Source organism: Mucilaginibacter mallensis (genome assembly GCF_900105165.1).
Classification (GTDB): Bacteria; Bacteroidota; Bacteroidia; order Sphingobacteriales; family Sphingobacteriaceae; genus Mucilaginibacter; species Mucilaginibacter mallensis.
On record NZ_LT629740.1, the window covers coordinates 4,444,177 to 4,466,554 of the forward strand.

At 41.0% G+C, this 22,378-nt stretch carries 23 protein-coding genes; 13 read left to right on the forward strand and 10 right to left on the reverse strand.

The genetic code is table 11. From position 1 onward, the window contains the following. The first annotated feature begins 90 nt into the window (after positions 1–90). On the forward strand, positions 91–1,257 hold the full coding sequence (locus tag BLU33_RS17875; RefSeq protein WP_172829263.1) for an ROK family transcriptional regulator: 1,167 nt from the start codon (positions 91–93) through the stop codon (positions 1,255–1,257). A gap of 70 nt (positions 1,258–1,327) precedes the next feature. Here the strand turns inward: BLU33_RS17875 and BLU33_RS17880 are convergent, their stop codons facing one another. Beyond that, complete coding sequence (locus tag BLU33_RS17880; RefSeq protein ID WP_091376150.1) at positions 1,328–1,972, reverse strand: HAD family hydrolase; 645 nt, start codon at positions 1,970–1,972, stop codon at positions 1,328–1,330. Between the two features lie 544 nt (positions 1,973–2,516). Here BLU33_RS17880 and BLU33_RS17885 point away from each other — a divergent pair. From BLU33_RS17885 to arsB, 4 genes are all read left to right on the forward strand, one after another. Beyond that, positions 2,517–2,846, forward strand: coding sequence for an ArsR/SmtB family transcription factor (locus BLU33_RS17885; RefSeq protein ID WP_091376153.1), 330 nt, complete (start codon positions 2,517–2,519; stop codon positions 2,844–2,846). A gap of 48 nt (positions 2,847–2,894) precedes the next feature. Next, the gene (locus BLU33_RS17890; RefSeq protein WP_091376156.1) at positions 2,895–3,452 is read left to right on the forward strand and encodes a DUF6428 family protein; all 558 of its coding nucleotides are present in this window, start codon (positions 2,895–2,897) and stop codon (positions 3,450–3,452) included. A 91-nt stretch (positions 3,453–3,543) separates the two neighbouring features. Next, entirely contained in the window at positions 3,544–3,960 is a 417-nt protein-coding gene (locus BLU33_RS17895) for an arsenate reductase ArsC (protein WP_091376160.1), read from the forward strand. A gap of 4 nt (positions 3,961–3,964) precedes the next feature. Further along, a complete protein-coding gene (arsB, locus tag BLU33_RS17900; RefSeq protein WP_091376163.1) occupies positions 3,965–5,023 on the forward strand; it encodes an ACR3 family arsenite efflux transporter in 1,059 nt (352 codons plus the stop codon). Positions 5,024–5,029: 6 nt separating this feature from the next. On the opposite strand, the gene BLU33_RS17905 is transcribed toward arsB, so the two are convergent. From BLU33_RS17905 to BLU33_RS17935, 7 genes are all read right to left on the reverse strand, one after another. After that, positions 5,030–5,533, reverse strand: coding sequence for a hypothetical protein (locus BLU33_RS17905; protein WP_197684518.1), 504 nt, complete (start codon positions 5,531–5,533; stop codon positions 5,030–5,032). Positions 5,534–5,674: 141 nt separating this feature from the next. Then, entirely contained in the window at positions 5,675–6,367 is a 693-nt protein-coding gene (phoU, locus tag BLU33_RS17910) for a phosphate signaling complex protein PhoU (protein WP_091376166.1), read from the reverse strand. Between the two features lie 115 nt (positions 6,368–6,482). Continuing rightward, positions 6,483–7,241: a phosphate ABC transporter ATP-binding protein PstB gene (gene pstB, locus BLU33_RS17915; protein ID WP_091376169.1), complete on the reverse strand. Its 759-nt coding sequence runs from the start codon at positions 7,239–7,241 to the stop codon at positions 6,483–6,485. Beyond that, on the reverse strand, positions 7,223–8,068 hold the full coding sequence (gene pstA / locus BLU33_RS17920) for a phosphate ABC transporter permease PstA (protein ID WP_091376173.1): 846 nt from the start codon (positions 8,066–8,068) through the stop codon (positions 7,223–7,225). The genes pstB and pstA overlap by 19 nt, the downstream gene beginning before the upstream one ends. 6 nt (positions 8,069–8,074) lie before the next feature. Continuing rightward, positions 8,075–8,989 carry a phosphate ABC transporter permease subunit PstC gene (gene pstC / locus BLU33_RS17925; protein WP_197684519.1) on the reverse strand — a complete coding sequence of 305 codons (915 nt, stop codon included), beginning with the start codon at positions 8,987–8,989 and terminating at the stop codon, positions 8,075–8,077. 136 nt (positions 8,990–9,125) lie between these two features. Next, a complete protein-coding gene (pstS, locus tag BLU33_RS17930; RefSeq protein WP_091376176.1) occupies positions 9,126–10,166 on the reverse strand; it encodes a phosphate ABC transporter substrate-binding protein PstS in 1,041 nt (346 codons plus the stop codon). Positions 10,167–10,199: 33 nt separating this feature from the next. Next, the gene (locus tag BLU33_RS17935; RefSeq protein ID WP_091376179.1) at positions 10,200–11,651 is read right to left on the reverse strand and encodes a hypothetical protein; all 1,452 of its coding nucleotides are present in this window, start codon (positions 11,649–11,651) and stop codon (positions 10,200–10,202) included. Between the two features lie 300 nt (positions 11,652–11,951). Between BLU33_RS17935 and BLU33_RS17940 the strand changes: the two genes are divergently transcribed. Then, positions 11,952–12,590, forward strand: a complete 639-nt coding sequence (locus tag BLU33_RS17940) for a DUF47 domain-containing protein (RefSeq protein ID WP_091376185.1) — start codon at positions 11,952–11,954, stop codon at positions 12,588–12,590. Between the two features lie 147 nt (positions 12,591–12,737). Next, positions 12,738–13,349, forward strand: a complete 612-nt coding sequence (locus BLU33_RS17945; protein WP_091376188.1) for an HAD family hydrolase — start codon at positions 12,738–12,740, stop codon at positions 13,347–13,349. Between the two features lie 101 nt (positions 13,350–13,450). Here BLU33_RS17945 and BLU33_RS17950 read toward each other — a convergent pair whose 3' ends face one another. Beyond that, on the reverse strand, positions 13,451–16,177 hold the full coding sequence (locus BLU33_RS17950) for a glycoside hydrolase family 78 protein (protein ID WP_091376191.1): 2,727 nt from the start codon (positions 16,175–16,177) through the stop codon (positions 13,451–13,453). 191 nt (positions 16,178–16,368) lie between these two features. On the opposite strand from BLU33_RS17950, the gene BLU33_RS17955 reads away from it, so the two are divergent. Together BLU33_RS17955 and BLU33_RS17960 are read left to right on the forward strand one after the other, a co-directional pair. Continuing rightward, the gene (locus BLU33_RS17955) at positions 16,369–16,959 is read left to right on the forward strand and encodes a Crp/Fnr family transcriptional regulator (RefSeq protein ID WP_091376195.1); all 591 of its coding nucleotides are present in this window, start codon (positions 16,369–16,371) and stop codon (positions 16,957–16,959) included. A 107-nt stretch (positions 16,960–17,066) separates the two neighbouring features. After that, positions 17,067–17,480 (forward strand): hypothetical protein, encoded by a 414-nt coding sequence (locus tag BLU33_RS17960; RefSeq protein ID WP_197684520.1) that lies wholly within the window; start codon positions 17,067–17,069, stop codon positions 17,478–17,480. A gap of 229 nt (positions 17,481–17,709) precedes the next feature. Here the strand turns inward: BLU33_RS17960 and BLU33_RS17965 are convergent, their stop codons facing one another. Then, complete coding sequence (locus BLU33_RS17965) at positions 17,710–18,225, reverse strand: hypothetical protein (protein WP_232009326.1); 516 nt, start codon at positions 18,223–18,225, stop codon at positions 17,710–17,712. A gap of 231 nt (positions 18,226–18,456) precedes the next feature. Here BLU33_RS17965 and ggt point away from each other — a divergent pair, with 231 nt between their 5' ends. From ggt to BLU33_RS17985, 4 genes are all read left to right on the forward strand, one after another. After that, complete coding sequence (gene ggt, locus BLU33_RS17970) at positions 18,457–20,172, forward strand: gamma-glutamyltransferase (RefSeq protein ID WP_172829264.1); 1,716 nt, start codon at positions 18,457–18,459, stop codon at positions 20,170–20,172. A 144-nt stretch (positions 20,173–20,316) separates the two neighbouring features. After that, entirely contained in the window at positions 20,317–20,757 is a 441-nt protein-coding gene (locus BLU33_RS17975) for a MarR family winged helix-turn-helix transcriptional regulator (protein ID WP_172829316.1), read from the forward strand. A gap of 169 nt (positions 20,758–20,926) precedes the next feature. After that, a complete protein-coding gene (locus BLU33_RS17980; protein ID WP_157682225.1) occupies positions 20,927–21,421 on the forward strand; it encodes an FKBP-type peptidyl-prolyl cis-trans isomerase in 495 nt (164 codons plus the stop codon). A 4-nt stretch (positions 21,422–21,425) separates the two neighbouring features. Beyond that, complete coding sequence (locus tag BLU33_RS17985; RefSeq protein WP_091376206.1) at positions 21,426–22,376, forward strand: FKBP-type peptidyl-prolyl cis-trans isomerase; 951 nt, start codon at positions 21,426–21,428, stop codon at positions 22,374–22,376. Positions 22,377–22,378 lie beyond the last annotated feature (2 nt).

Below are 22,378 nucleotides of genomic sequence, written 5' to 3' on the forward strand. Positions count from 1 at the left end.
TATTTATTCATATTTTTATCCACCATCAATTGAAAACTATCTCTTTCCTGTTTCTGTAAAGCTGTGCTATTAAATAATAAAAACCAAGGTGTGAAAAGTACTCCGTTAAAAAGCGCTATAATTAAACACCTGTATTTTGACAAAGGGCAATCATGTGCGGAATTAAGCGAGATACTAGATAAAAGTCTTCCCTCCACATCAAAAGCCATTAACGAGCTGATTGAAGAAGGCCTGGTTATTGAAGATGGTTATGCACGATCAAGCGGTGGGCGAAGGCCGCTTGTTTATTCCATAAAAGCGGATGCCATGTACATGCTCACTGTGGCTATGGACCAGTTTAGTACGCGCATTCAACTGGTTGATCTACTAAATAAGCCGGCAGCGGATATGGTCATATTTGAGATGAGGCTGCTGGATAACCCAAACGCGCTAACACAATTACTTGAGCAAATTAACGACTACATTGACAATGTTGGCATCCCGCGCGATAAGTACGCAGGTATAGGCATAGGCATGCCGGGGTTTGTTAATGTAAACGACGGTATTAACTACACCTACCTTGATGCCGGCGGCCAGAGCCTAACCCAACTGATTACCCTGGAAACCGGCGTAGCCACCTATATTGATAACGACTCAAGCCTTATAGCCTTAGCCGAACAACGCTTTGGTATAGCCAAAAATCAAAGAGATGTAATGGTGATAAACCTGGGCTGGGGTATTGGCCTCGGGATGATTGTTAATGATGAAATTTACCGCGGCCATAATGGTTTCGCGGGTGAGTTTAGTCATATCCCGTTATCAGATGATAACACACTTTGTGTATGCGGTAAGCGTGGTTGTCTCGAGGCCGAAGCATCTCTGCTTGTAGTAGTGAAAAAAGCTATTCAGGGCGTAAAAGAAGGCCGGGTATCAAGCCTTAAGTATTTTGAAGAAGAACACCCCAAACTAGTGGGTGATGCCATAATGGATGCCGCCGCCAATGGCGATCAGTTTGCTATTGAACTACTAACTGACGCCGGTTATAAAATTGGCAAGGGCTTGGCCATACTCATACACATCATGAACCCCGCCAGCATAGTTTTAAGCGGCAGGGGTGCCATTGTAGGTAAATTTTTACTGGCGCCTATACAGCAGGCGCTTAATAAATATTGTATCCCCCGCCTGGCTGCCAGTACCGAACTGCTGATATCAGAACTCGGGTTTGATGCCGAGCTGGTGGGCGCCGCCATACTTGTTATGGAAAATCTGACGGCCTGATAATAGTGATTAGTTTATATCCAAACTTCACTAATCTCTGATCTCCAGCCTCTAATCTCTAAATAAAGATTTAAAGCAGTTCAACCAGATCAGAAAGTGTATTTATTGTAGCTATCTGCCCGGTTTCAACAACCCCAAAACCATAAGATGCGAAAATAAAAGGTACACCTGCTTTTGTACTCGACTCATAATCGCCCATAGTATCGCCCACATAAACCGGGGCAGTAAGTTGGTGATCGTTCACTATGTCTTTTATATTCTCTGCTTTAGGCCGGCTTTTGGTCCCATAACACTGATGTCCCGAAAAATAATGCCCCAACTGGCTAAACTCCAAAAATGTTTCGATGTAATCGTTCTGGCAATTACTCACTACAAACAACTTGTATTTAGCTACCAGGTATGCCAGCGTTTCTTCCAGTTGAGGGTAAAGATGGCCACCGTTACGCTGTAATATCTCAATCTCTTTTACACCGGCTATACTTTTGAAAGCATTACGCTGCTCATCGCTTACCAGGGGCAATAACTTTTCAAATATGGCCTTATAGGTCATACCTGTTATAGAACGTATAGTTTCCTGCGTAAAATCCAGATCAATATAATCTACCTCGTTTTTAGCCGCCTGCCAGGCCACGGCTACATTAGCGGTACTATCCCAAAGTGTACCATCCAGATCAAAAATTATACTGTCGAATTTATTGTTTAATGAGTTATTCATGCCAAATATTTATGCGGGCAAAAATAGGAGTATAAAGTTAACCGGCCGGGTGTTATTTGTTATTTTGACATAAATGTTCTTATTGGGGTTGATTAGAACAGAATGAATGATCGGTAATATAACACGCTCCGGTTGACTCACCCGATCTACGCTCCGCTGGATAGCCCTCTCTTTGCTGCGCACAAAGAGGGCCAGGATATTTTCTTTTCCCCTACCCTCTTTGCGGCTTGCCGCAGAGAGGGTGGTCGAGCGACTTAGCGAAGGCCGGGTGAGTCGGCGAAGCGCGTTGAAGCTCAGCGTTAGGGATGGCAGCGGATACCGGCCCGTGGCTAATGCCCGTGCAGTATGAGCGTACAGCCCGGCCGCAGACAACGCCCAAAATATCAGAACTCGAATTTAAAGAATTAAGGAATTTATGGAATTCTGTTCATTCGAAAAATTCATAAAATTCCAGTTCAGACAATTGACTGATAAAAAATATAAAAAAGTATAAAAAAATAAATTTGCAAATCCCATTAATCAATCGTAATATTACGATATAATTATGGGACTTACAAAAACCGAAATATTCACCGACGAGCAAAACAGGCTTGCCATTATGCTGAAAGCAATGGCGCACCCCGCCCGTATTGCCATTCTACAGCAGATCATCAATGCAAATGCCTGTATCTGCGGCGATCTGGTGGAGGAACTAGGTTTGGCACAGGCCACCATATCACAGCATTTAAAAGAGTTAAAAAATGCCGGGCTGATACAAGGTACTATTGAGGGTGTAAGTGTTTGCTATTGTATTGAACCGAAAGCATGGGCACTCCTAAATAAAGAGCTGGGACTATTCTTTAATTCATATAAAGATCCCGGTAGCTGTTGTTAAAAAAAATTGATTACATCAATCGTAATATTGCAATTAAATAATAGAGTTATGACTACCACAGAAACAATAAACTGGCAAACATTCAAAGAAAAGTTGCTTCAAAACCCCGGTTTGGACCTGCAATTTCAATATGCAGAAAACAAAAGAGTTGATGCCTCTTATCATATTACCGAAATTAAACAGGCCCCCATAACCTCTGTTGATTGCGGCGGCGTGTTGAATAAATGGACGGAGATAATCGTACAGCTTTGGGAACCGGAAAACGAACAGCAATTACGGGCCATGAAAGTTAAAAAGGCCTTATCAATAATTGATATTGTAGAAAAAGTATTACCGTTGGATAAAACAGCAACAGTTAAAATAGAGTTCGGCAATTCTGCATTTGATACCCGCCAAATGTTCCCCAATGAAATTATAATTGATGGTGAAGATTTAATTATTGACCTGATGCCTGATGCGGTACAGTGCAAAGCTATTAATCGTGGTGGTAGCTGCGGTACAACAGCAAGCGGAGAAGAATGCTGCGCACCTGCTGAAAAACCAAAGATCGAACTAAAAAACCTGGCTGCAACATCATGCTGCACACCGGGTTCCGGCTGCTGCTAAACATTTTTTTTTACATTCCCTCCCCTGGGAGGGGCGCGTAAGGCACAGCAATGGCAGGGAGGGGTTTCTACGATAACAAAGCACACATAAAATGAAAAATATATTAGTACTATGCACCGGCAACAGCTGCCGCAGCCAGATAGCCGAGGGCTATTTAAGATACTTTGCAGGCAATAAAGCCCGAATTTATAGCGCGGGCATTGAAACGCATGGCGTAAACCCCAAAGCCATACAGGTAATGGCGGAGGATGGTATTGATATATCCAAACACACCTCCAACAATGTGGATGAATACATGAATATCCCCTTTGATTATGTGATAACCGTATGCGATAATGCCAAAGAGAATTGCCCATATTTCCCAACCAATGCCCAGCGCTTCCATTACAATTTCCCTGATCCAGCCAAGGCAAGCGGCAGCGCTGATGAGGTGATGGATGAATTTAGAAAGGTTAGAGAGATGATAAAAATATATTCAGAGGATTTCATCAACGAGCATTTATCATAAGCCCATGAGCGCAAATAACTGTAACCCTGCCCAACGTAAAAGTCTTTCTTTTTTGGATCGATACCTCACCCTTTGGATTTTCCTGGCGATGGCCACGGGCATAGCGCTGGGCTATTTTATACCATCGGCTCCGGCGTTTATCAATTCCTATTCAAGCGGTACTACCAATATCCCTTTGGCTATCGGGTTAATACTAATGCTGTACCCACCATTAGCGAAAGTAAATTACGAAAGCGTTGGCAAAGTGTTCAGCAATAAAAAGATATTGGGCGCATCCCTCCTGCTCAATTGGGTAATTGGGCCTTTGCTCATGTTTGCGCTGGCTATCATCTTCCTGCATAACTATCCGCAGTATATGATCGGCTTAATATTGATAGGCCTTGCCCGCTGTATTGCTATGGTAATAGTATGGAACGAGCTTGCCGATGGTAATCGTGAATACGCCGCCGGATTAGTCGCCATTAACAGCATTTTCCAGGTATTACTTTATAGTATTTATGCTTACCTTTTTATTACCCTGCTATTGCCCGTATTTGGCTTTAAAGGTTTAGTTATAAATATTACTATTGCAGCTATAGCAAAATCAGTAGCTATTTACCTGGGCATTCCATTTGCGGCCGGTATTATAAGCCGGTATGTTTTAATCAGCATAAAGGGAAAGGAATGGTTCCTGAAAAAGTTCATACCATTTATATCGCCTATCACCTTAATCGCGCTGCTGTTTACAATTGTGGTAATGTTTAGTTTAAAAGGCAGGCTAATAGTGCAGATCCCCTTTGATGTATTACGTATTGCATTACCGCTGGTCATTTACTTCGTTATCATGTTCTTGTCCAGTTTCTTTTTAGGCCGATTTATGGGTGCTGATTACTCACAAAATACTGCCATAGCCTTTACTGCTGCAGGTAATAATTTCGAACTGGCCATTGCTGTAGCCATTGGTGTTTTCGGCATTAACAGCGGCGAGGCATTTGTAGGTGTAATCGGGCCGCTGGTTGAAGTCCCGGCGTTAATTGCACTGGTTAATGTTGCCTTTTGGCTGAAAAGGCGCTTGTATCAATAAGAGTTATTATTTAGCCTTAAAATCCTGATTGCTGAATGGTGGTGTATCGGGTATCTTAATTACGTTAAACTCGTGATGTGTAGTTTCGTGGCAGCTATTGCAGGTTTTAGTTAAACCAATAAAGGCCGTTTGAAACTGCTTTAAGCTTTTTAACTTAACAGCCTGGGTTAAACTGTCAAGAGCAGGGTACAGCATAGGTAATGATTTTATTTCGGGCCTGTCGGTACAGTATAGCTTAATGTCATCAACTGATTCCTGTATTTCGCCCAGTTCAAAAGTAGCCAGCTTCCAGTTCTGGTTTTTACCTGCAAACCATAGTTTTGCATGGTGTACCTGTATTCCCAGCATAAACTCCCCTAATCCCGGCTTATAGCTTTTTTGTGTTTGATGGGATAAATTATCAACCTGTGCCTGCAAGCCTGCATTATTACTATTACAACCAAATGCCATTAGCATAAGAATAATGTAACAGCCATTTAACCCTTTTGAGAATGAGGGGTATTGTTTCATACCATAAATATCAAATTTTAATATGGTATTTCAATAACAAAAAAGGCGGCCATCAAAATGCCCGCCTTTTTTATCAAACTTAAACCAACCAATTATTGCATACTCAATTACGTAGTATTTAACCAGGTGGTTTTCAGTAAATTAAATTATTTCATCATCACCAGTGCCTGAGTGGCTGCTCTGGTAGTGTTTTAATATTTTAGCCTCTACATAAAAGATAATTTCTTCAGCAATATTTTTCGACTGATCGCCTACACGCTCCAATTTACGTATGATAGAAAGTATGTAAAGTGCCTCAGGCATGCTTTCGATATTACCTTTAATTACTTCAGCAACGGTAGCTGCTGCGTTATCATTAATAGCATCCAGTACATCATCGCGTTTAAAAATACTGCGTGCAAGTACGGTATCTTCTTTTTCAAATGCTGTACGGGTATCAATTAATATATTTACCGCTTCCTCATACATACGTATCATCGAGGTGCTTTCCATAGCAGCCAGGTCAAAATTTACCGACGAATCAACCACATATTTTGCAATACTGGCCGCAATATCGCCAATACGCTCAAGGTTGGTGTTTATTTTTAATGCTGCTAATAAAAAGCGCAGATCAATAGCAACCGGGCAATGTAATGCAAAAATATTCTCGCAGTCCCTGTCAATCTTCAGCTCAAATGAGTTTACCCTTTTTTCTTTAACCAAAACCTCACGCGCCAAATCCTTATCAAACTGTAGCATGGCATCCTTGGCCTTGTTTAATTGCGACTGTACCAGTATCCACATACTGATCAATTCTTTTTTAAGCGCGGTTATTTCGTTTTCTAATGGTGTCATATCTTAGCCCCCTAACCCCCTAAAGGAGGAATTTTTTAAGTTAATTTATATTATTATTTTTTCAAAAATGATTTAAAGCCTCCTTGATTACTCCCCCTTTAGGGGGTTGGGGGGCTTAACTAAATCTTCCTGTTATATAATTTTGTGTACGCTGATCGGCCGGGTTGGTGAACATTTGTTTGGTATCATCAAACTCAACTAGTTCGCCCATATAAAAGAACGCTGTCCTGTCGCTTACACGTGCTGCCTGCTGCATATTATGTGTTACAATAATAAGCGTATAATTTGCTTTCAGCTCATGAAACAGGGCTTCAACACTTGAGGTGGATATAGGATCAAGCGCTGATGTTGGCTCATCAAACAAGATCAGTTCAGGCTGCATGGCAATAGCGCGCGCAATACACAAACGCTGTTGTTGTCCGCCCGATAGAAAGGTACCTTTTTTATGTAATGAATCCTTAACTTCTTTCCACAAAGCGGCGCTGGTTAATGATTTTTCTACAATTACATCCTTATCAGCCTTTGATATTTTAATACCATTTAGCAAATAACCGGCAATCACATTTTCATAAATGCTCAGATTTGGGAAAGGGTTAGGGCGCTGAAACACCATGCCTATTTTCGATCTTACATAAATAGCGTTCATGTCATAAACATTTTCGCCATCAAGCAATATCTTACCTTTTGAGGTTGCGTTTGGTATTAATTCGTGCATACGGTTTATACCGCGCAAAAATGTTGTTTTACCGCAGCCCGAAGGGCCCATAACAGCAATAACCTCATTTTTATTGATGCTGATGTTTACATCTTTTACAACATGGTTATCACCAAAATAAGAGTTGTAATTTTCAGCTTTTACAATTGTACTTTCCATTTTCTTGTTATCACTTTTGTGACTATGTTTAATATTAAAACGAACATTAATAATATAAATGATGCACCCCATGCCAGGTTGTGCCAGTCGTCATAAGGGCTGGTGGCATAGGTGAATATAAGGTGTGGTAAGCTTTCCATTGGTTTAGTAATGGAGGCTGACAGGTATGGGTTACCAAACGCGGTAAACAGCAATGGCGCTGTTTCGCCAATAACACGTGCTATTGACAGCGTGATACCCGATAATATCCCCGCGAAACCGCAAGGCACAATTACCTTTAGTATCACCCTGTGGTAAGGTACGCCTAATGAAAGGGCCGCTTCCTTTAATGAATCGGGCAATAACTTTAAGGTTTGCTCTGTCGACCGGATTACGATAGGCAGCATCATGATAGCTAAAGCAATACTACCCGATATAGCCGAAAATGTGCCCAGCGGCTTCACTATCCAAAAGTAAACCACAATACCAACTACAATTGATGGTACGCCTTGTAATATATCAACACATAAACCGCTGTAATAAGCCAGCTTGGTACGTGGGTTTTCACTCAAATAAATGCCTGCTGCCATCCCAACCGGTATAGCAACTATTGCCGACATTAAAACCATAATGAAACTACCTACCAATGCATTGGCTATACCACCACCGGGTTCGCCAACGGGCGCAGGTACGTTTGTTAAAAAGTGCCAGTTAACCTGGAATATGCCCTGCTTAATAATATACAACAGTATAATTATTAAAGGCACCACCATTATAAAGGCAAAAAACACAATTATCCCCTTAAAAATTACGCTCTTGGTATTTCTGAATCCTATTTTTGCTTCCATGAGTGATTAATTGTTAGTGAATTTTGTGATGATCCTCTTACCTATCAGGTTAATTACAACCGTTACAAAAAACAGCACCAAACCCAATTCAATCAGTGCCGACAGATATTCGGTATGATCAGCTTCGGTAAACTCATTTGCAATAACGCTGGCCATGGTATTACCCGGACCAAAAATGGCGTTCTTAATACTATCGGCCACTGCACTGGTATTACCAATAAGCATGGTAACCGCCATGGTTTCGCCCAAAGCCCTGCCTAATGATAACAATACACCGGCAAATAAACCGGAGCGGGTGTAAGGCATAATTACGCTTTTTATAACCTCAAAACGGGTTGCACCCAATGCATAAGCACCTTCTTTTAATGGCGATGGCACCATGCGGATAAGGGTTATACCTAATGATGCAGCATAAGGGATGATCATCACAGCCAGAATAATTGATGAAGTAAATACACCAATACCATAAGGGGCTACGCCTATTTTCATTTCGAAAGTGCGCATAACAGGTACCAATACAAACAATCCCCAAAAACCATAAATGATAGATGGTACTGCAGCTATCAGTTCTATAGCATTTTTCAACAGATCAGATAACCAGCCCTTAGGGTTATACTCGCCCAGGTAAATGGAAATAGCGTATGAAAATGGTATTGAAATAATCAGCGCGATAAATGATGTAAGCAGGGTACCTACTAAAAATGGATAGGCACCGTAAATATTACTTACCGGATCCCATACCTTTCCCCATAAAAATCCTATGCCTAATGCTTTAATTGATGGCAATGACTCCAAAATAAGTGTAGCCAGCACGCCTAATATAATAAGCACCAGCAAAACACTCATCGCTATCAATATCTTCCTAAATATGGTTTCCCATTTAAGCTGACTGTTAGAGAGGTTTAATCTTTTATTTTCCACAGAATTTTGGGTTTCGTATACAAAACAATTACCAGCAAACTTTTAGTCTGCTGGTAATTGATGTTTTATCAGTATGAATGATATTTATGATTATAGACAAGCGATTCACTAAATCACTCAATCAATAATTCAATAATTATAAAATTGCTTTACCGTCGTAAGTAGCTGATTTCAATACTGCTTCAGCAGCTTTAACAGCAGCTTTTGAAAGCGGTGCGTAGGTTAAAGGCTCGCAAAAAGCTTGTCCCTGGTGAATATTCCACCATAACAATTTAACCAATGCAGTAGCTCTTTCTTTTGAGCGGCTATTATAGTTTTGCTCTTTGTAAATTAGAGCCCAGGTAAAGCTGGCAATTGGGTAACCTTTAGGGTTATCAGTATCAGTGATTGATACTTTAGTATCCGCAGGGATAGCCACGTTGCTAGCTAAAGTTGTTGCTGCAATTTCAGGAGTGATAAATTTACCGCTTTTGTTTTGGATGTTAGCAAAAGGCATTTTGTTTTGCTTAGCATAAGCTAACTCAACATAACCTATAGCGCCCGGAGTTTGTTTAACCAAACCTGCAACGCCTTCGCTACCTTTGCCACCTAAACCAGCTGGCCAGTTAACAGCACTTGCTTTACCTACTTTTTTAGCCCAATCAGGGTTAACTTTAGTTAAGTAATCGGTAAAGATGAATGAAGTACCGCTACCGTCAGAACGGTGAATAACTACAATTGGAAGCTCAGGTAAATTAACACCTTTGTTGGTAGCTTTAATTTCAGCAGCATTCCAGCTAGTGATTTTACCAAGATAGATGTCAGCCAGATCCTTACCAGTAAGGTTTAAAGCAGCACTTACACCAGGGATGTTGTATGTTACTACAACTGCACCTGAGGTCATTGGGATATGCAGAACCGGGGCACTCATTTTGGCTGTTTGATCAGCATTCAAGGGGGCATCTGAATCACCAAAATCAACTGTTTTGTTTGTTAACTGCAATATACCACCACCTGATCCGATTGATTGGTAGTTAACCTTAGAGGCTGTATACTGAGAAAACATTTTTGAAAAAAGCGGGTAAACAAATGTGCTACCGGCACCTAATAAGGTGTTATCCTGTGCCGAAGCTGCCATTGTCATACATGATGCTGCTAATGCAACAACCGCTAACTTTAAACTTTTCATTACTTTCATGATCTGTTATTTTTTATTATTTGTTTGCTTTTATTATTTACCGAATGTGTAGAAGAAAGTCATTCTGTAAACCAATGTGTGATTATCTGGTACATAACCTGTATGAGTTGGGTCATACTGAGTTTTGTACTGTGTGAACCAAACGTTTGGCATAAAGTGGATGTTTTTAGCAGGAGTATAATCTATACCAGCTGTAACAAATTGTTCTTTGGTAGTTGGATCAAATGAACTGTAACCGTTAGAGTTAACTGAATAAGTAGCAGCATTATTAAATTTAGTATCAGGATTGTAGTTATCGTAACGGGCAAAGTAGCTCCATTTGTCCTTAACGATCATACCACGGATCCAAACTGAAATAGCATTTACTGTTGCATCATCAACTGTTTTATCTGCAGTATTGATCATTGCATTTTTCAGTTTTTGAGTATAAGCTTCAACACCTATAGTAAATGGTTTAGCGTTATACGCTACGAAAATTTTGAACATGTTGTGTTCTTGTGGATCGATAGTACCTGACGCAACAGCTGCACTTGCTACAGAAGATGAAGTTTGTGCGTAATCTGCATATAAGTCTACGTACAATTTCTTGTCAAGGAATTTAGCCCAAAGGTCACCGTAGAATATTTTAAAGAAACCAGTGTTTGGGTTAGGGTTTGTAGGGCTAACAGTACTGTTAGGGTTGTAAACAGTAGTTAAGTTTGATTGGGTGTTATCACCGATCATGAATACATAACCATAGTTTTTAGTTTTAGGATCAAAAGTACCTTGTAAAGCTGCACCTACGTCATAAGAGTTATTTTTATGAAAATCGGTGATGGTTCTTTCAACTGAACGGTAGCTCCAGGTTGCTTCCGATAGTGAAGTTGGGGCGTTTGTACCAGACTCGTTTAATGCGAAACCAGGTGTGCTCATTTCACCAATCACGAAGTCAGTACCATTCCAAACTTCTCTAACACGTAAGTTAAAATTTTTGATGTAGAATGACATTCTGCCGTCAGCAAGGTTATCACCGTTAACAACAGATGAAGTTGCTGTAGTAGGAGCAGTGTTTTCATTTGGCTCAGCTGCCAATAACACTTCTGCTTTGAACTTCTTGTTGATATCGTAATCGTAACCTAAATAAATACGACGGAACTGGAAAGCATTTCTGCCGGTTGGTGTTTGATAATAGTTGTTTTCTTTACCTTGCGCTGAAGTAAGCGGTGGAGCATGTTGTACATAATAAGCATCGCCGAATGCATAACCCCATAATCTTCTTTGTGGGTGCCATGCGGTATCAACTGCATCGTCTGCTTTTACTGCTGCAACAGTAGCAGTGTTTTTAAGGCTCGCATTTGCTGTAGCTGCTGAATCTTTTTTAGCAACTTCTTTTTTATGCAAAGTTTCAACCGATGCATAGGTTGTTGTTTGCGCATTAACAGTAAAGCCTGTAATTAACAATCCTGTTAATAAAGCAGTACTAAGTTTCGTAAACGTTTTTTTCATGTCGTGATAATCTTAATTAATTTCTTCAAAGGTGCGGCGGCAAGGTTACCTTAATATTAAGGATTGATTAACATTTGGTAATGTTATTTAAATATTAAGTCAATAAAAAAGACATACTATAAGTTAAAATACAGCGCTTTGAAATTAATAAAATACACTTTACAACACTGACTACAAGCACATTATAACCATTGTTAATGATTTACAATTTCTTCATACAGAATTAACATAGCATAATATTTGCTTAATGTGTGCTTAACAAACGGGACTTAATTTAGCGCTCTTAATAATATAAGGTACATGAGCAGCTTTTTCCAGAACTATTTTTTAAACGGGGCTCAGTTTTTTAATTTATTTGATCAGGCGGCTAAAAATGCGGTTGAAATGGCTCAGCTGCTGGTAAATGCAGTAAATACTAACGATGCAACGGAACGTGAGGTGGTTTTTAAACAGATAGACCGGCTTGAAAACATTGGCGATGACATCACCCATAAAATTTACCTGGCACTTGATAAAGTAGTTTTTACCCCGCTAAACCGTAAAGACATACATACCCTGGCATCAGCCATTGATGATGTTGCCGATTATATACATGAAGCTAGCGAACGCATGTACCTGTATCATATTGTGGAGTTTGTACCTGCCATAAAAGAGATCGCCAATATCATATTAAGCGCCAGTATAGAGATCGAAAGATCGGTAAACCTGTTACGGAGCAATAAGCAAAGCGAAGTATTAGCCTCATGCAAGCAAATAAAAGATTATGAACACCAGTCGGACCAGATCTATTACAACTCCCTGGCCAACCTGTTCGCTAACGAGAAAGACGCTATCAACCTCATAAAATACCGCGAAATACTGCATTCGCTGGAAACCACTACCAATAAATGCAAAAACGCCACCGAAGTATTGCAGGCAATATTGGTGAATAGTTATTAATTTAAAAATTGTCATTTCGAACGAGGTACGAGGAGAAATCTTCTTCGACCAGCATTCACATAATGCTAACCGCAGAAGATTTCTCCCTCCGGTCGAAATGACAACACATTTAAGTATAAAACAATCTTTTTTCAGACCTTTGCCCGCATGACAACCACTGAACAAAAATATCAATCACTTACCAAGCTGGCAGCCGGGGATTTCCAGGCTTTTTTATATGATTGCGATGGCACATTGGCCGATAACATGGGCATGCACAAAAAAACCTATGTACGTGTAGCTGCCGATGATGGTGTATTGATAGATGCTACCCTAGTTGATGAACTGGCCGGATGGCCGGTTGTAAGGGTTGTAGAAGAAATAAACAAACGTTATAACAGCTCTTTCGACCCGCATACTTTTGCCGAGCAAAGGGAGCGCATATTCTTTAATGAATTTATTGAGCAAACCCAACCTATTGAGTATGTGGTAAACCACTTAAAGGCACATGCCGGTAAAGTAAAAATAGGCATAGTATCAGGCGGGGTACGTGAAACTGTTGAAAAAACACTCAGTGTATTGGGCATAGCCGATATTCCCGACACCCTGGTTTGCGCTGGCGAAACCGCGCACGGCAAACCCTACCCCGACCCATTTTTAGCCGCTGCCGAAAAGCTTGGCGTTGCCCCTGAACATTGCCTCGTTTTTGAAGATGGTGAAGCTGGCACCCTAGCCGCCGAAGCTGCAGGAATGAAGTGGATCAGGATTGATAAGGTGTAATGATTTTAAATTGTCATTCTGAACGTAGTGAAGAATCTTAGCACGCGTTTATGCATGGCGGACAGGTTCTTCACTACGTTCAGAATGACAAGTCAATCATATTATCGAGCATCACTAAAGTGGTAAACCCCTGAACCTACAGTCACTACCACATAACCGCCCTCAGGTCCTACCACTTTAATATCGCCAGCTCCGCTTACTGGCTTACCACCTTCCATTAGCGTATTGCTATCTTTTGTTGGGATATAAACCGTTGCTGTAGTATTAGCGGGCACTTCAACATCCAACAGAAAATTGTCGCCATCAATCTTCCAGTGCGAGCTTACTTTACCATAATTGGTCTCATAATCAGCCGAGACATAGGTAAAACCGCCACCCGGATTCGGTTTTATAACAATTTGCTTATAGCCCGGACCATCCGCTTTAGTATCAATACCTGCAACAACTCTATACATCCAATCGCCGATTGCGCCGTATGAATAATGGTTAAACGAGTTCATGGATACTGCCTCGAATGAGCCATCGGGCCTTATACCATCCCATCTTTCCCAAATCGTGGTTGCGCCCATCTTAACCGGGTATAACCATGAAGGATAAGTATCCTGCAATAAAAGTTTGTAAGCAACATCGGTATAACCAAACCTGCTAAGCACATGGCAAATGTAAGGTGTGCCTAAAAAGCCGGTAGTTAAGTGATTCCCATATCCTTTTATGTTCTTCGCTAACCGCTCAGCCGCTTGTTGCCGCAAATCTTCGGGCAGCATATCAAATTGCAGGGCCAGCACATATGCGGTTTGCGTATCTGATGAGATAAGTCCGTTCGGTGTTACATATTCTTTTAAATAGGCTTTCTTAATTTTAGCCAACAGCTCAGTGTAATAAGTAATATCATCAGTTTTGCCCAATACCTGTGCCGCATTTATCAACAAGGTGGTTGAGTAGGCATAAAAGCACTGCGCTATCAAATATTTACTGGTAATTGCCGATTCGCCATCATTATCATCATTTACGCTGTAAAACAGCCAATCGCCAAAATGATCACCGGTGTTCCACAGGTTATGCTTGCTTTTGCTTTGCATATAATCAACCCATTTTTTCATACTGCTGTACTGGTCTTGCAGTATTCGTTTATCGCCATAGGCCAAATACATATTCCAGGGTACAATGGTTGATACATCCGCCCAGCCTGTACTTCCGCCTGGTTCGCTGCCTTTTCTTTTAATAACATCGGGTATAACATGGGGTACACTGCCGCTGCTGTACTGATCTGCCGCAACATCCTTAAGCCATTTGGCAAAAAAGTTATGTACGTTCATATTATATGATGCCGTGCGCGAAAATACCTGCGCGTCGCCGGTCCAGCCTAAACGCTCATCACGCTGCGGGCAATCCGTTGGCACATCTAAAAAATTTCCTTTTTGTCCCCATTGTATATTATGCTGCAGCTGGTTGATCATCGGGTTTGAACAGGTGAATGTTCCCATCACCTTCATATCCGAATAAAGCGTAATAGCTGTAAAATCCTCTGGCTTTAACTCACCCGGATATCCTTCCACCTTTACATACCTGAAGCCATGCCAGGTAAAATGCGGTTCAAAGGTTTCTTCGCCTTTCCCATTCAGCACATACATATCCTGTGACCTGGCGCTGCGTAGGTTTGCGGTATAAAAATCGCCCGGCTTATCCAGTACTTCGGCATGTGATAATCTTATGGTATCGCCAGCTTTACCTATTACTTTAAATTTCACCCAGCCAACCATATTCTGCCCAAAATCTATCACCTGCTCGCCTTTAGGGGTTTTAAATATCCTTACAGGTTTAAACACCTCATGCTGTTTTACAGGCTCATTTTGGGTAGCTATCAATACGCTCTTATCAAAATCGCCTATTTTAACGCCCGACCAGCCTTTATCATCAAACGATGCCGTCGACCAGCCTGCCTGCTCCTTACGGGCATCAATGGTTTCACCGTAATAGATCTCTGAGTTACGGATGCCACCGGTTGATGACTTCCAGCTATCGTCAGACACTACTGTTTCCGTAGAGCCATCAGTATAAGTGATCTTCATCTGAAACAGCAATGCTATATCCTTACCATATAAATTAGGTGTTGGGTCGTAACCCACATGACCACGATACCAGCCGCTGCCCAATACCGCGCCAACGGCATTATTGCCCTCTTGTAATAACCCGGTAACATCATAAGCCTGGTATTGCAGGCGTTTGTTATAGCTCGTCCAGCCGGGGGTTAAATAGGCATCCCCTACCCTTTGTCCGTTTATGCGGGCCTCATACAAACCATGCGCAGTTATATAAGCTATGGCCGACCGTATTTTTTTTGTAAGATGAAATTCTTTACGAAACAGCGGACTTGGCTGCTCAATACTTTCCTCAAAACCCGGCGTTATCCATTTGGCCTGCCAATCGGTCGGGCTAAGTAATCCCATTTGCCAGTAAGCCACCTCGCTCCAACCTGATGCCTTACCTGTATTGTCCCATACTTTAATCTGCCAAAAGTATCTCTTCCCGCTTTTCAGTTCACTTCCTTTATAAGGGATGTAAACCGATTCATCTGACGGTATTTTACCACTGTCCCATAAAACATCCTTCACACTTGCATTACTGCCGCTACTGCCAACCTTAATTTCATAGGCTGTTTGCATTACGTTGCGCTTATCCGCAGTAATTTGCCAGCTAAACCTGGGTGTGGTAGCATCAACGCTGATAGGATTATGCAGGTCTTCTGTTAAAAGAGACTGCACCTTTAGTTGTGCCTGGCAAACCAAACAAAAGTGGATGGCGACAAGCATTAAAATTATTTTTTTCATTTTAGGTATAAAAGGAGATTAATTGATTTAGCAATATAGAAAGATGATTTTAAATAATCCACTTATTATTTAATCTGTGAAAAAAATCATCCATATTGTTACAACATATGGATTGAATAATATATTTACGTAGGTTAAGATTGATAGGTAATATCTATGCTGATAAAACTTATATAACTTAAACAAAACCTATGCAGCACAACTTTGATATTTACAGACAGGCAATAACAGGGCTCAATCCCAATATTACAGATGAGGAATGGGATTATTTTCAGAGTGGCCTTACCGTACAAACATTTAAACCCCGTGAATTTTACATTGAGGCTGGTAAAAAGACCCACCAGTTGGGCTTTTTGATCAGCGGACTTATCAGGGTTTACTTTATCAATCATCTCGGCGAAGACATCACCATTTCATTTGTGAAAGAAAACGAGTATGCTACCGATTATACTTCACTTATTACACAAACGCCAAGCAAGTATAACTTTCAATGCCTGGAACCAGGCATTATTATTAGTCAGCCTTATGCGCATATACAAAAAGGATATGACCGTTATATTGGCTTTGAAAGATATGGCCGTTTAATAGCCGAAGAAGTGCTCAAAATGCAGCAAAAACGAATTGAAAGTTTTCAGTTTGATAATGCAGAACAACGCTACCTCAACTTTATAAAGCAGAACCCCGATCTGTTTAACCGCATTTCACTCACCCACCTCTCTTCCTACCTGGGCATTGAGCGCCCCTCGTTAAGCCGCATCAGAAAAAAGATAGTTGGCCTGTAATTTTGTAACATATGTTTCAGGTGGAGGCTTTACAAACTACCTAACTTTATATAAATCAAGCTAAACAAGCTGATTTTAATAATTGCACCTATTAAACAATTAATTGTATGATGACCTCTATCTCAAAATTAATGTGCGGTATTACTATTTTAACCGTGCCCACTATCGCTTATGGCGGCTATTTTCTTTTAACTATACTTTCTGGCAGTGTAAAAATTCCTTTAACCGATTTCCAGAAAGCCATGTTCAGGGCAGGGCACGCACATGCCGGTGTACTGGTACTACTTAGCCTGATAGCACAGCTACTGCTTGATAATACACAGATGAGCCCTGGGTTGGACCTTGCTACACGGATTGCCTTTCCGCTGGCGGCTATTTTAATCAGCAGCGGCTTTTTTGCAAGCGCAGGTGGCAGCGGGCTTACACAACCTAATAAGTTTATTATTATCCTATATGCCGGGGCATTGCTTTTAGTTGCCGGGCTGATTGTTTTGGGAGTTGGATTGATAAAAAGCAGATAAAGAAAGATTATACCGTCTATACAGACATGGCTCATAATTGACTCACCCCGACTTTGCTTCGCCCGTCGACCCTCTCTCCGCTAAAGCGGAAAGAGGGTAAAAAAATGCCCCTTCAAGCATAAATGCTTGAAGGGGCTTAAAAATCTTTTATTTGCGCTTACCTTCTTTGCCGCCTGCGGCAGAGAGGGTGGTCAAGCGAAGCGATGACCGGGTGAGTCACCCTACGCGTTTATTTAAATGCATACTTTATACCCAGGCCCGGCGCAATGTCAAAAAATGGCCCACTTGCCAGTTCGATCCTTGGGTTAAGATCCAAACTTACGGCTATAGGTGAGTTGGGGATAACATATTCAAGGCCGATAACGCCATCAGCACCCAATAATATGTGATTGCTGCTATAATACTCATCATCACCATTAAACCGCTGGTAATCTCCCTTGCCTACCGCTCCAATATGCGCGCCAAATCCGTAATAAAACTTTAACTCAGGCACATTAAATGCTTCCTGGTTTATCTCATACAGTCCGGTAATTACTACTCCGTGATGGCTCCTGAAACCTAATATGCCTTCATACGAAACATTGTCTGTAGCAAAATATTTCCCCGAGATCCCGTCCTCATAACCGCCAAACTTTAAACCCGCGGCAATTGTATAGTTTGATGCATCCTGATTTTGCGCCTGTGACCGTGTTGTGATCAATAAAAAAGAAACTAAAACAGCTAATGATAATACCAGTTTTTTCATCCAATTGTGGTTTTTATTTATACTTAATGCTTTTATCCTAAACGGCCGAAATTAGATTTTATGGCCTCAACATTAAAAAAATAAGTATTTAATATTCATAATATATTATATATCAGCCAAAAACATTTATATATCTATATAAAATAAACAATCAATAAGGCGCATTAATAATTAAGGCTATGGCTTATTTACAAGCATAAAATGATAAATTAGTGCCGTTATTTTTAAATTATGACCTTTAACATCTTCCATAAAAAAACTTCACAAATAGCCTTATTGCTGCTTACAGGATTTCTTCCTCTAGGTTGTGTACAAGGGCAATTAACAAACACCAGCGGGCACGAATACCGTAATGGTATGGTTGTTTGTGCCTATCCTGATGCATCGCAGGCGGGGCTTACCATATTACAAAAAGGCGGCAACGCTGTTGATGCCGCAGTAGCTGTACAATTCGCGCTGGCTGTAACTTTGCCTGAGGCCGGCAACATTGGTGGTGGCGGCTTTATGGTTTACCGTGGCGCTGATGGTCAAACCAACACGCTCGATTTCCGTGAAAAAGCACCCGCCATGGCCAGTACCAATATGTACCTTGATTCGGCAGGCAATGTAATACCTGATATGAGTCTTTACACCCACAAGGCATCAGGCGTGCCCGGCTCTGTTGATGGTATGGTAACCGCACATAAAAAATATGGCAAACTAAGCTGGGCGGTACTGCTGCAGCCAGCTATTGACCTGGCAACCAATGGCTTTAAAATAACCAAACATTTGGCCAACGATCTTAACCGCAACCAGGCCATATTTAAAAAGCTGAATCCGGGAAAGATATATTTGTTAAAGGATACACCATGGAAAGAAGGCGATGTATTAGCACAGCCTGACCTTGCCAAAACGCTGGAACTGATCCGCGATAAAGGTCGTGATGGATTTTATGACGGCCCGGTTGCTGACGCGCTGGTAGCTGAAATGAAAAAAGGTGATGGGCTGATCTCAAAAGCCGATCTTACCAATTATCACGCTGTATGGCGTAACGCTATTACAGGTAATTATAAGGGCTATAAAATAATCACCATGCCGCCGCCATCAAGCGGGGGGATTGCGTTGCTGCAATTATTAAAATCAGTTGAAAAATACCCTATCCAAAAATGGGGACATAACCAGGACTCAACCGTGCAGGTTATGGTTGAGGCCGAACGCCGCGTATATGCCGACCGCTCCAAATACCTGGGCGACCCCGATTTTTATAAAGTACCTGTCGATAGCCTGCTAAACCCGGTTTATTTGAATGCCCGCATGAAAAGCCTGAACTGGAACGCCGCTACACCAAGCACCAGCATACAGCCTGGCGCATTTGTAGGCTACGAAAGCGACCAAACCACGCATTACAGCATTGTTGACCGTGATGGTAATGCGGTATCAATAACCACTACTTTGAATGACTCCTTCGGCTCAAAAATATTTGTGGCCGGTGCAGGCTTTTTGCTGAATAATGAGATGGACGACTTTAGCTCGAAACCGGGTGTACCTAATATGTTCGGTCTGATTGGTGGCAAAGCTAACAGCATACAACCCGGCAAACGCATGCTATCGTCCATGACGCCTACCATTATTGAAAAAGATGGGCAATTATTCATGGTAGTAGGTACGCCGGGTGGTGCAACTATCATGACCTCGGTATTCCAAACCATATTGAATGTGATAGATTTTGACCAGGATATGCAGCAAGCGGTAACATCAAAACGTTTTCACTCGCAATGGCTGCCCGATAATGTAGAGATCGAAGCCGGAGCTTTAGATACGCTTACCAGGCAAAAACTGGAGAAAAAAGGATATAAAATAATTGATTACAGACCAATTGGCCGGGTTGATGCAATTTTAAAAACCAAATGGGGTTATTATGATGGCGGCGCCGACCCACGTGGTGATGATACTAAACTGGGATGGTAATTTGAGTTGGCAGTTCGCGGTGAGCAGTTTGCAGTTTACATAGTAAATTAGCACACTGAGAACTGCCTACCGAAAATTGCCGACTAAGCAAGAAACTGCAAACTGCCTACTGAGAACTGCAAACTAAAAAACATGCGTAACACAATAAAGAGCCAGGAAACCATTGATTATTTTTTGAAAATAGTATGGCAAACTATGGCCAACAGGTATAACCAGATTGTAACCGAATTTGGCATTACACAATCTATAGGCTACCTGCTCATAAATATTGATGAAAATGAAGGCACTACGGTATCAAAAGCGGCATCATTACTGGGCCTTAAATCAACCAGCCTATCGCGTATGCTTAACCAGTTGGAGAAAACCGGCTTGATATACCGGGAGCTAAACCCGGGCGATAAACGTTCGGTAAAAATTTACTTAACCCCCCTTGGCAAAGAAAAAAGACACATGGCCCGTGCCGTAGTAAAACAATTCAATAACTACCTCAACACGCATATCAACGACAGTGATAAGCAGTATTTAATAGAAATGCTGGAAAAAATAAACCAGTTAACCCTCAATTACAAGCCTGTAAAGCCCTAAAAAGTGCCCTCTGTAACAATAAAACACGCTTTAAAGTGTTAGGATAGCATATAAATTGTTAAAAAGTGTTAAGCTGCCGTTTTTGAATTATAAAAGAATAAATTTGCCTTTTGAAAATCAGATGAACAGGGTATTATTAATTTTTGCGTTTTTTTCTGTTTGTTGCCTTATGGCATGTCAAAAATCAACAGAGTTTGGCAGCACACAATATAAGGCACAAGCTGCTATTGACGATGCAATATTGACCCAGTATATTAAAGACAACAATTTAACAGACAGCGCAAAAAAAGTGAATGATACTTCTGGTGTGTATTATATAATAGAGGATCCCGGATCGGGAAACACATTATTTACCAATTCAACACAAGTAACCGTTGGCGATACTGGCAGAACGATAGTTAAAGGGCAAATAGGTAAGGGATCGCTATTTTACCAAACCCTGCAGTATCACCCAACCTATCCAATAGGATCGGTAATATTGGGCTGGCAACTGGGGATTCCAATGGGGTCAACCGGCGGGGAAGTGCGTTTGCTGATACCATCACGCTATGCATACGGCCCTGTTGCTCACCCTGAATTAAACCAGTACGATTTATCAAAAACCGGGTTACCTGCTAACTCGATACTCGATTTCCGAATAAGACTTTATGATGTAATTAATTAATTAAATGAAACAAACACTTTTTACGCTTTTATTACTTTCTACAATAGGGCTGGTATCCTGCAAAAAAACGGGAACACAACCCAACATTAAGCAATATGACGAAACTCAGATACAAAATTATATAAGCGCTAATGGCATATCAGGTATGGTAAAAGATACCGTAGGCCAGGATAGTACCGGTATATATTATAAAATACTTACCAGCCCTAAAACTGTTACTACAATTATAGGTGATACCAGCAAAATATCGTTTATATTCACACTAAAAAGCTTCGACGGAAAATATTCAAGTACTGATACTATACAAAATCATTACGATGGCTATGTAGGGCATATTACACTGGATGCTTTGCCACTTGGCCTCAGGCTGGCAATTCTTAATAATTTAAAATATCGCGGTTATAGCATGCGTATACTTATACCATCACATCTGGCTTATGGTATAAGTGGTTATGGCAGCGGTAGTATTGAAAATACATCGAGCAGAATTGCCGGCAACCAATGCCTTGATTACTATGTGCATGTTATTAACAATGTAAATGCACCTATTGCTGATAACCAGGCAACTTATGATGATCAGACAATTCAGCAGTACATGAAACACGAGAATTTTACTGATTACATAAAAACTTCTACAGGCTTGTATTATAAAATAATAACCCCGGGCACCGGCGCAAAAATCATCAACCAAAATTCAACGGTTGAATGTACCTATACAGGTATGTTGTTAAATAATATCCAGTTTGATTCAGCCAACAACGGTGCTGATAGTGTTTCGCTTGAAGTACCAGACCTTATAAAAGGTATGCAGGAAGGATTAACACATGCTACTACCGGCACACTGATATCAATGATAATACCTTCGGGGCTTGCTTATGCCGAAACAGCTACAACAGGCGTACCGGTAAACAGCTGTTTACGTTTTGAATTTAAGGTAGTAGATGTTACTCCATAATA

What these genes read in the sequence shown, in the direction of transcription:
- BLU33_RS17880 (WP_091376150.1), bottom strand. Translation starts at nt 1,972, where the DNA reads ATGAATAACTCATTAAACAATAAATTCGACAGTATAATTTTTGATCTG.
- BLU33_RS17885 (WP_091376153.1), top strand. Translation starts at nt 2,517, where the DNA reads ATGGGACTTACAAAAACCGAAATATTCACCGACGAGCAAAACAGGCTT.
- BLU33_RS17890 (WP_091376156.1), top strand. Translation starts at nt 2,895, where the DNA reads ATGACTACCACAGAAACAATAAACTGGCAAACATTCAAAGAAAAGTTG.
- BLU33_RS17895 (WP_091376160.1), top strand. Translation starts at nt 3,544, where the DNA reads ATGAAAAATATATTAGTACTATGCACCGGCAACAGCTGCCGCAGCCAG.
- arsB (WP_091376163.1), top strand. Translation starts at nt 3,965, where the DNA reads ATGAGCGCAAATAACTGTAACCCTGCCCAACGTAAAAGTCTTTCTTTT.
- BLU33_RS17905 (WP_197684518.1), bottom strand. Translation starts at nt 5,533, where the DNA reads ATGAAACAATACCCCTCATTCTCAAAAGGGTTAAATGGCTGTTACATT.
- phoU (WP_091376166.1), bottom strand. Translation starts at nt 6,367, where the DNA reads ATGACACCATTAGAAAACGAAATAACCGCGCTTAAAAAAGAATTGATC.
- pstB (WP_091376169.1), bottom strand. Translation starts at nt 7,241, where the DNA reads ATGGAAAGTACAATTGTAAAAGCTGAAAATTACAACTCTTATTTTGGT.
- pstA (WP_091376173.1), bottom strand. Translation starts at nt 8,068, where the DNA reads ATGGAAGCAAAAATAGGATTCAGAAATACCAAGAGCGTAATTTTTAAG.
- pstS (WP_091376176.1), bottom strand. Translation starts at nt 10,166, where the DNA reads ATGAAAGTAATGAAAAGTTTAAAGTTAGCGGTTGTTGCATTAGCAGCA.
- BLU33_RS17935 (WP_091376179.1), bottom strand. Translation starts at nt 11,651, where the DNA reads ATGAAAAAAACGTTTACGAAACTTAGTACTGCTTTATTAACAGGATTG.
- BLU33_RS17940 (WP_091376185.1), top strand. Translation starts at nt 11,952, where the DNA reads ATGAGCAGCTTTTTCCAGAACTATTTTTTAAACGGGGCTCAGTTTTTT.
- BLU33_RS17945 (WP_091376188.1), top strand. Translation starts at nt 12,738, where the DNA reads ATGACAACCACTGAACAAAAATATCAATCACTTACCAAGCTGGCAGCC.
- BLU33_RS17950 (WP_091376191.1), bottom strand. Translation starts at nt 16,177, where the DNA reads ATGAAAAAAATAATTTTAATGCTTGTCGCCATCCACTTTTGTTTGGTT.
- BLU33_RS17955 (WP_091376195.1), top strand. Translation starts at nt 16,369, where the DNA reads ATGCAGCACAACTTTGATATTTACAGACAGGCAATAACAGGGCTCAAT.
- BLU33_RS17960 (WP_197684520.1), top strand. Translation starts at nt 17,067, where the DNA reads ATGATGACCTCTATCTCAAAATTAATGTGCGGTATTACTATTTTAACC.
- BLU33_RS17965 (WP_232009326.1), bottom strand. Translation starts at nt 18,225, where the DNA reads ATGAAAAAACTGGTATTATCATTAGCTGTTTTAGTTTCTTTTTTATTG.
- ggt (WP_172829264.1), top strand. Translation starts at nt 18,457, where the DNA reads ATGACCTTTAACATCTTCCATAAAAAAACTTCACAAATAGCCTTATTG.
- BLU33_RS17980 (WP_157682225.1), top strand. Translation starts at nt 20,927, where the DNA reads ATGGCATGTCAAAAATCAACAGAGTTTGGCAGCACACAATATAAGGCA.
- BLU33_RS17985 (WP_091376206.1), top strand. Translation starts at nt 21,426, where the DNA reads ATGAAACAAACACTTTTTACGCTTTTATTACTTTCTACAATAGGGCTG.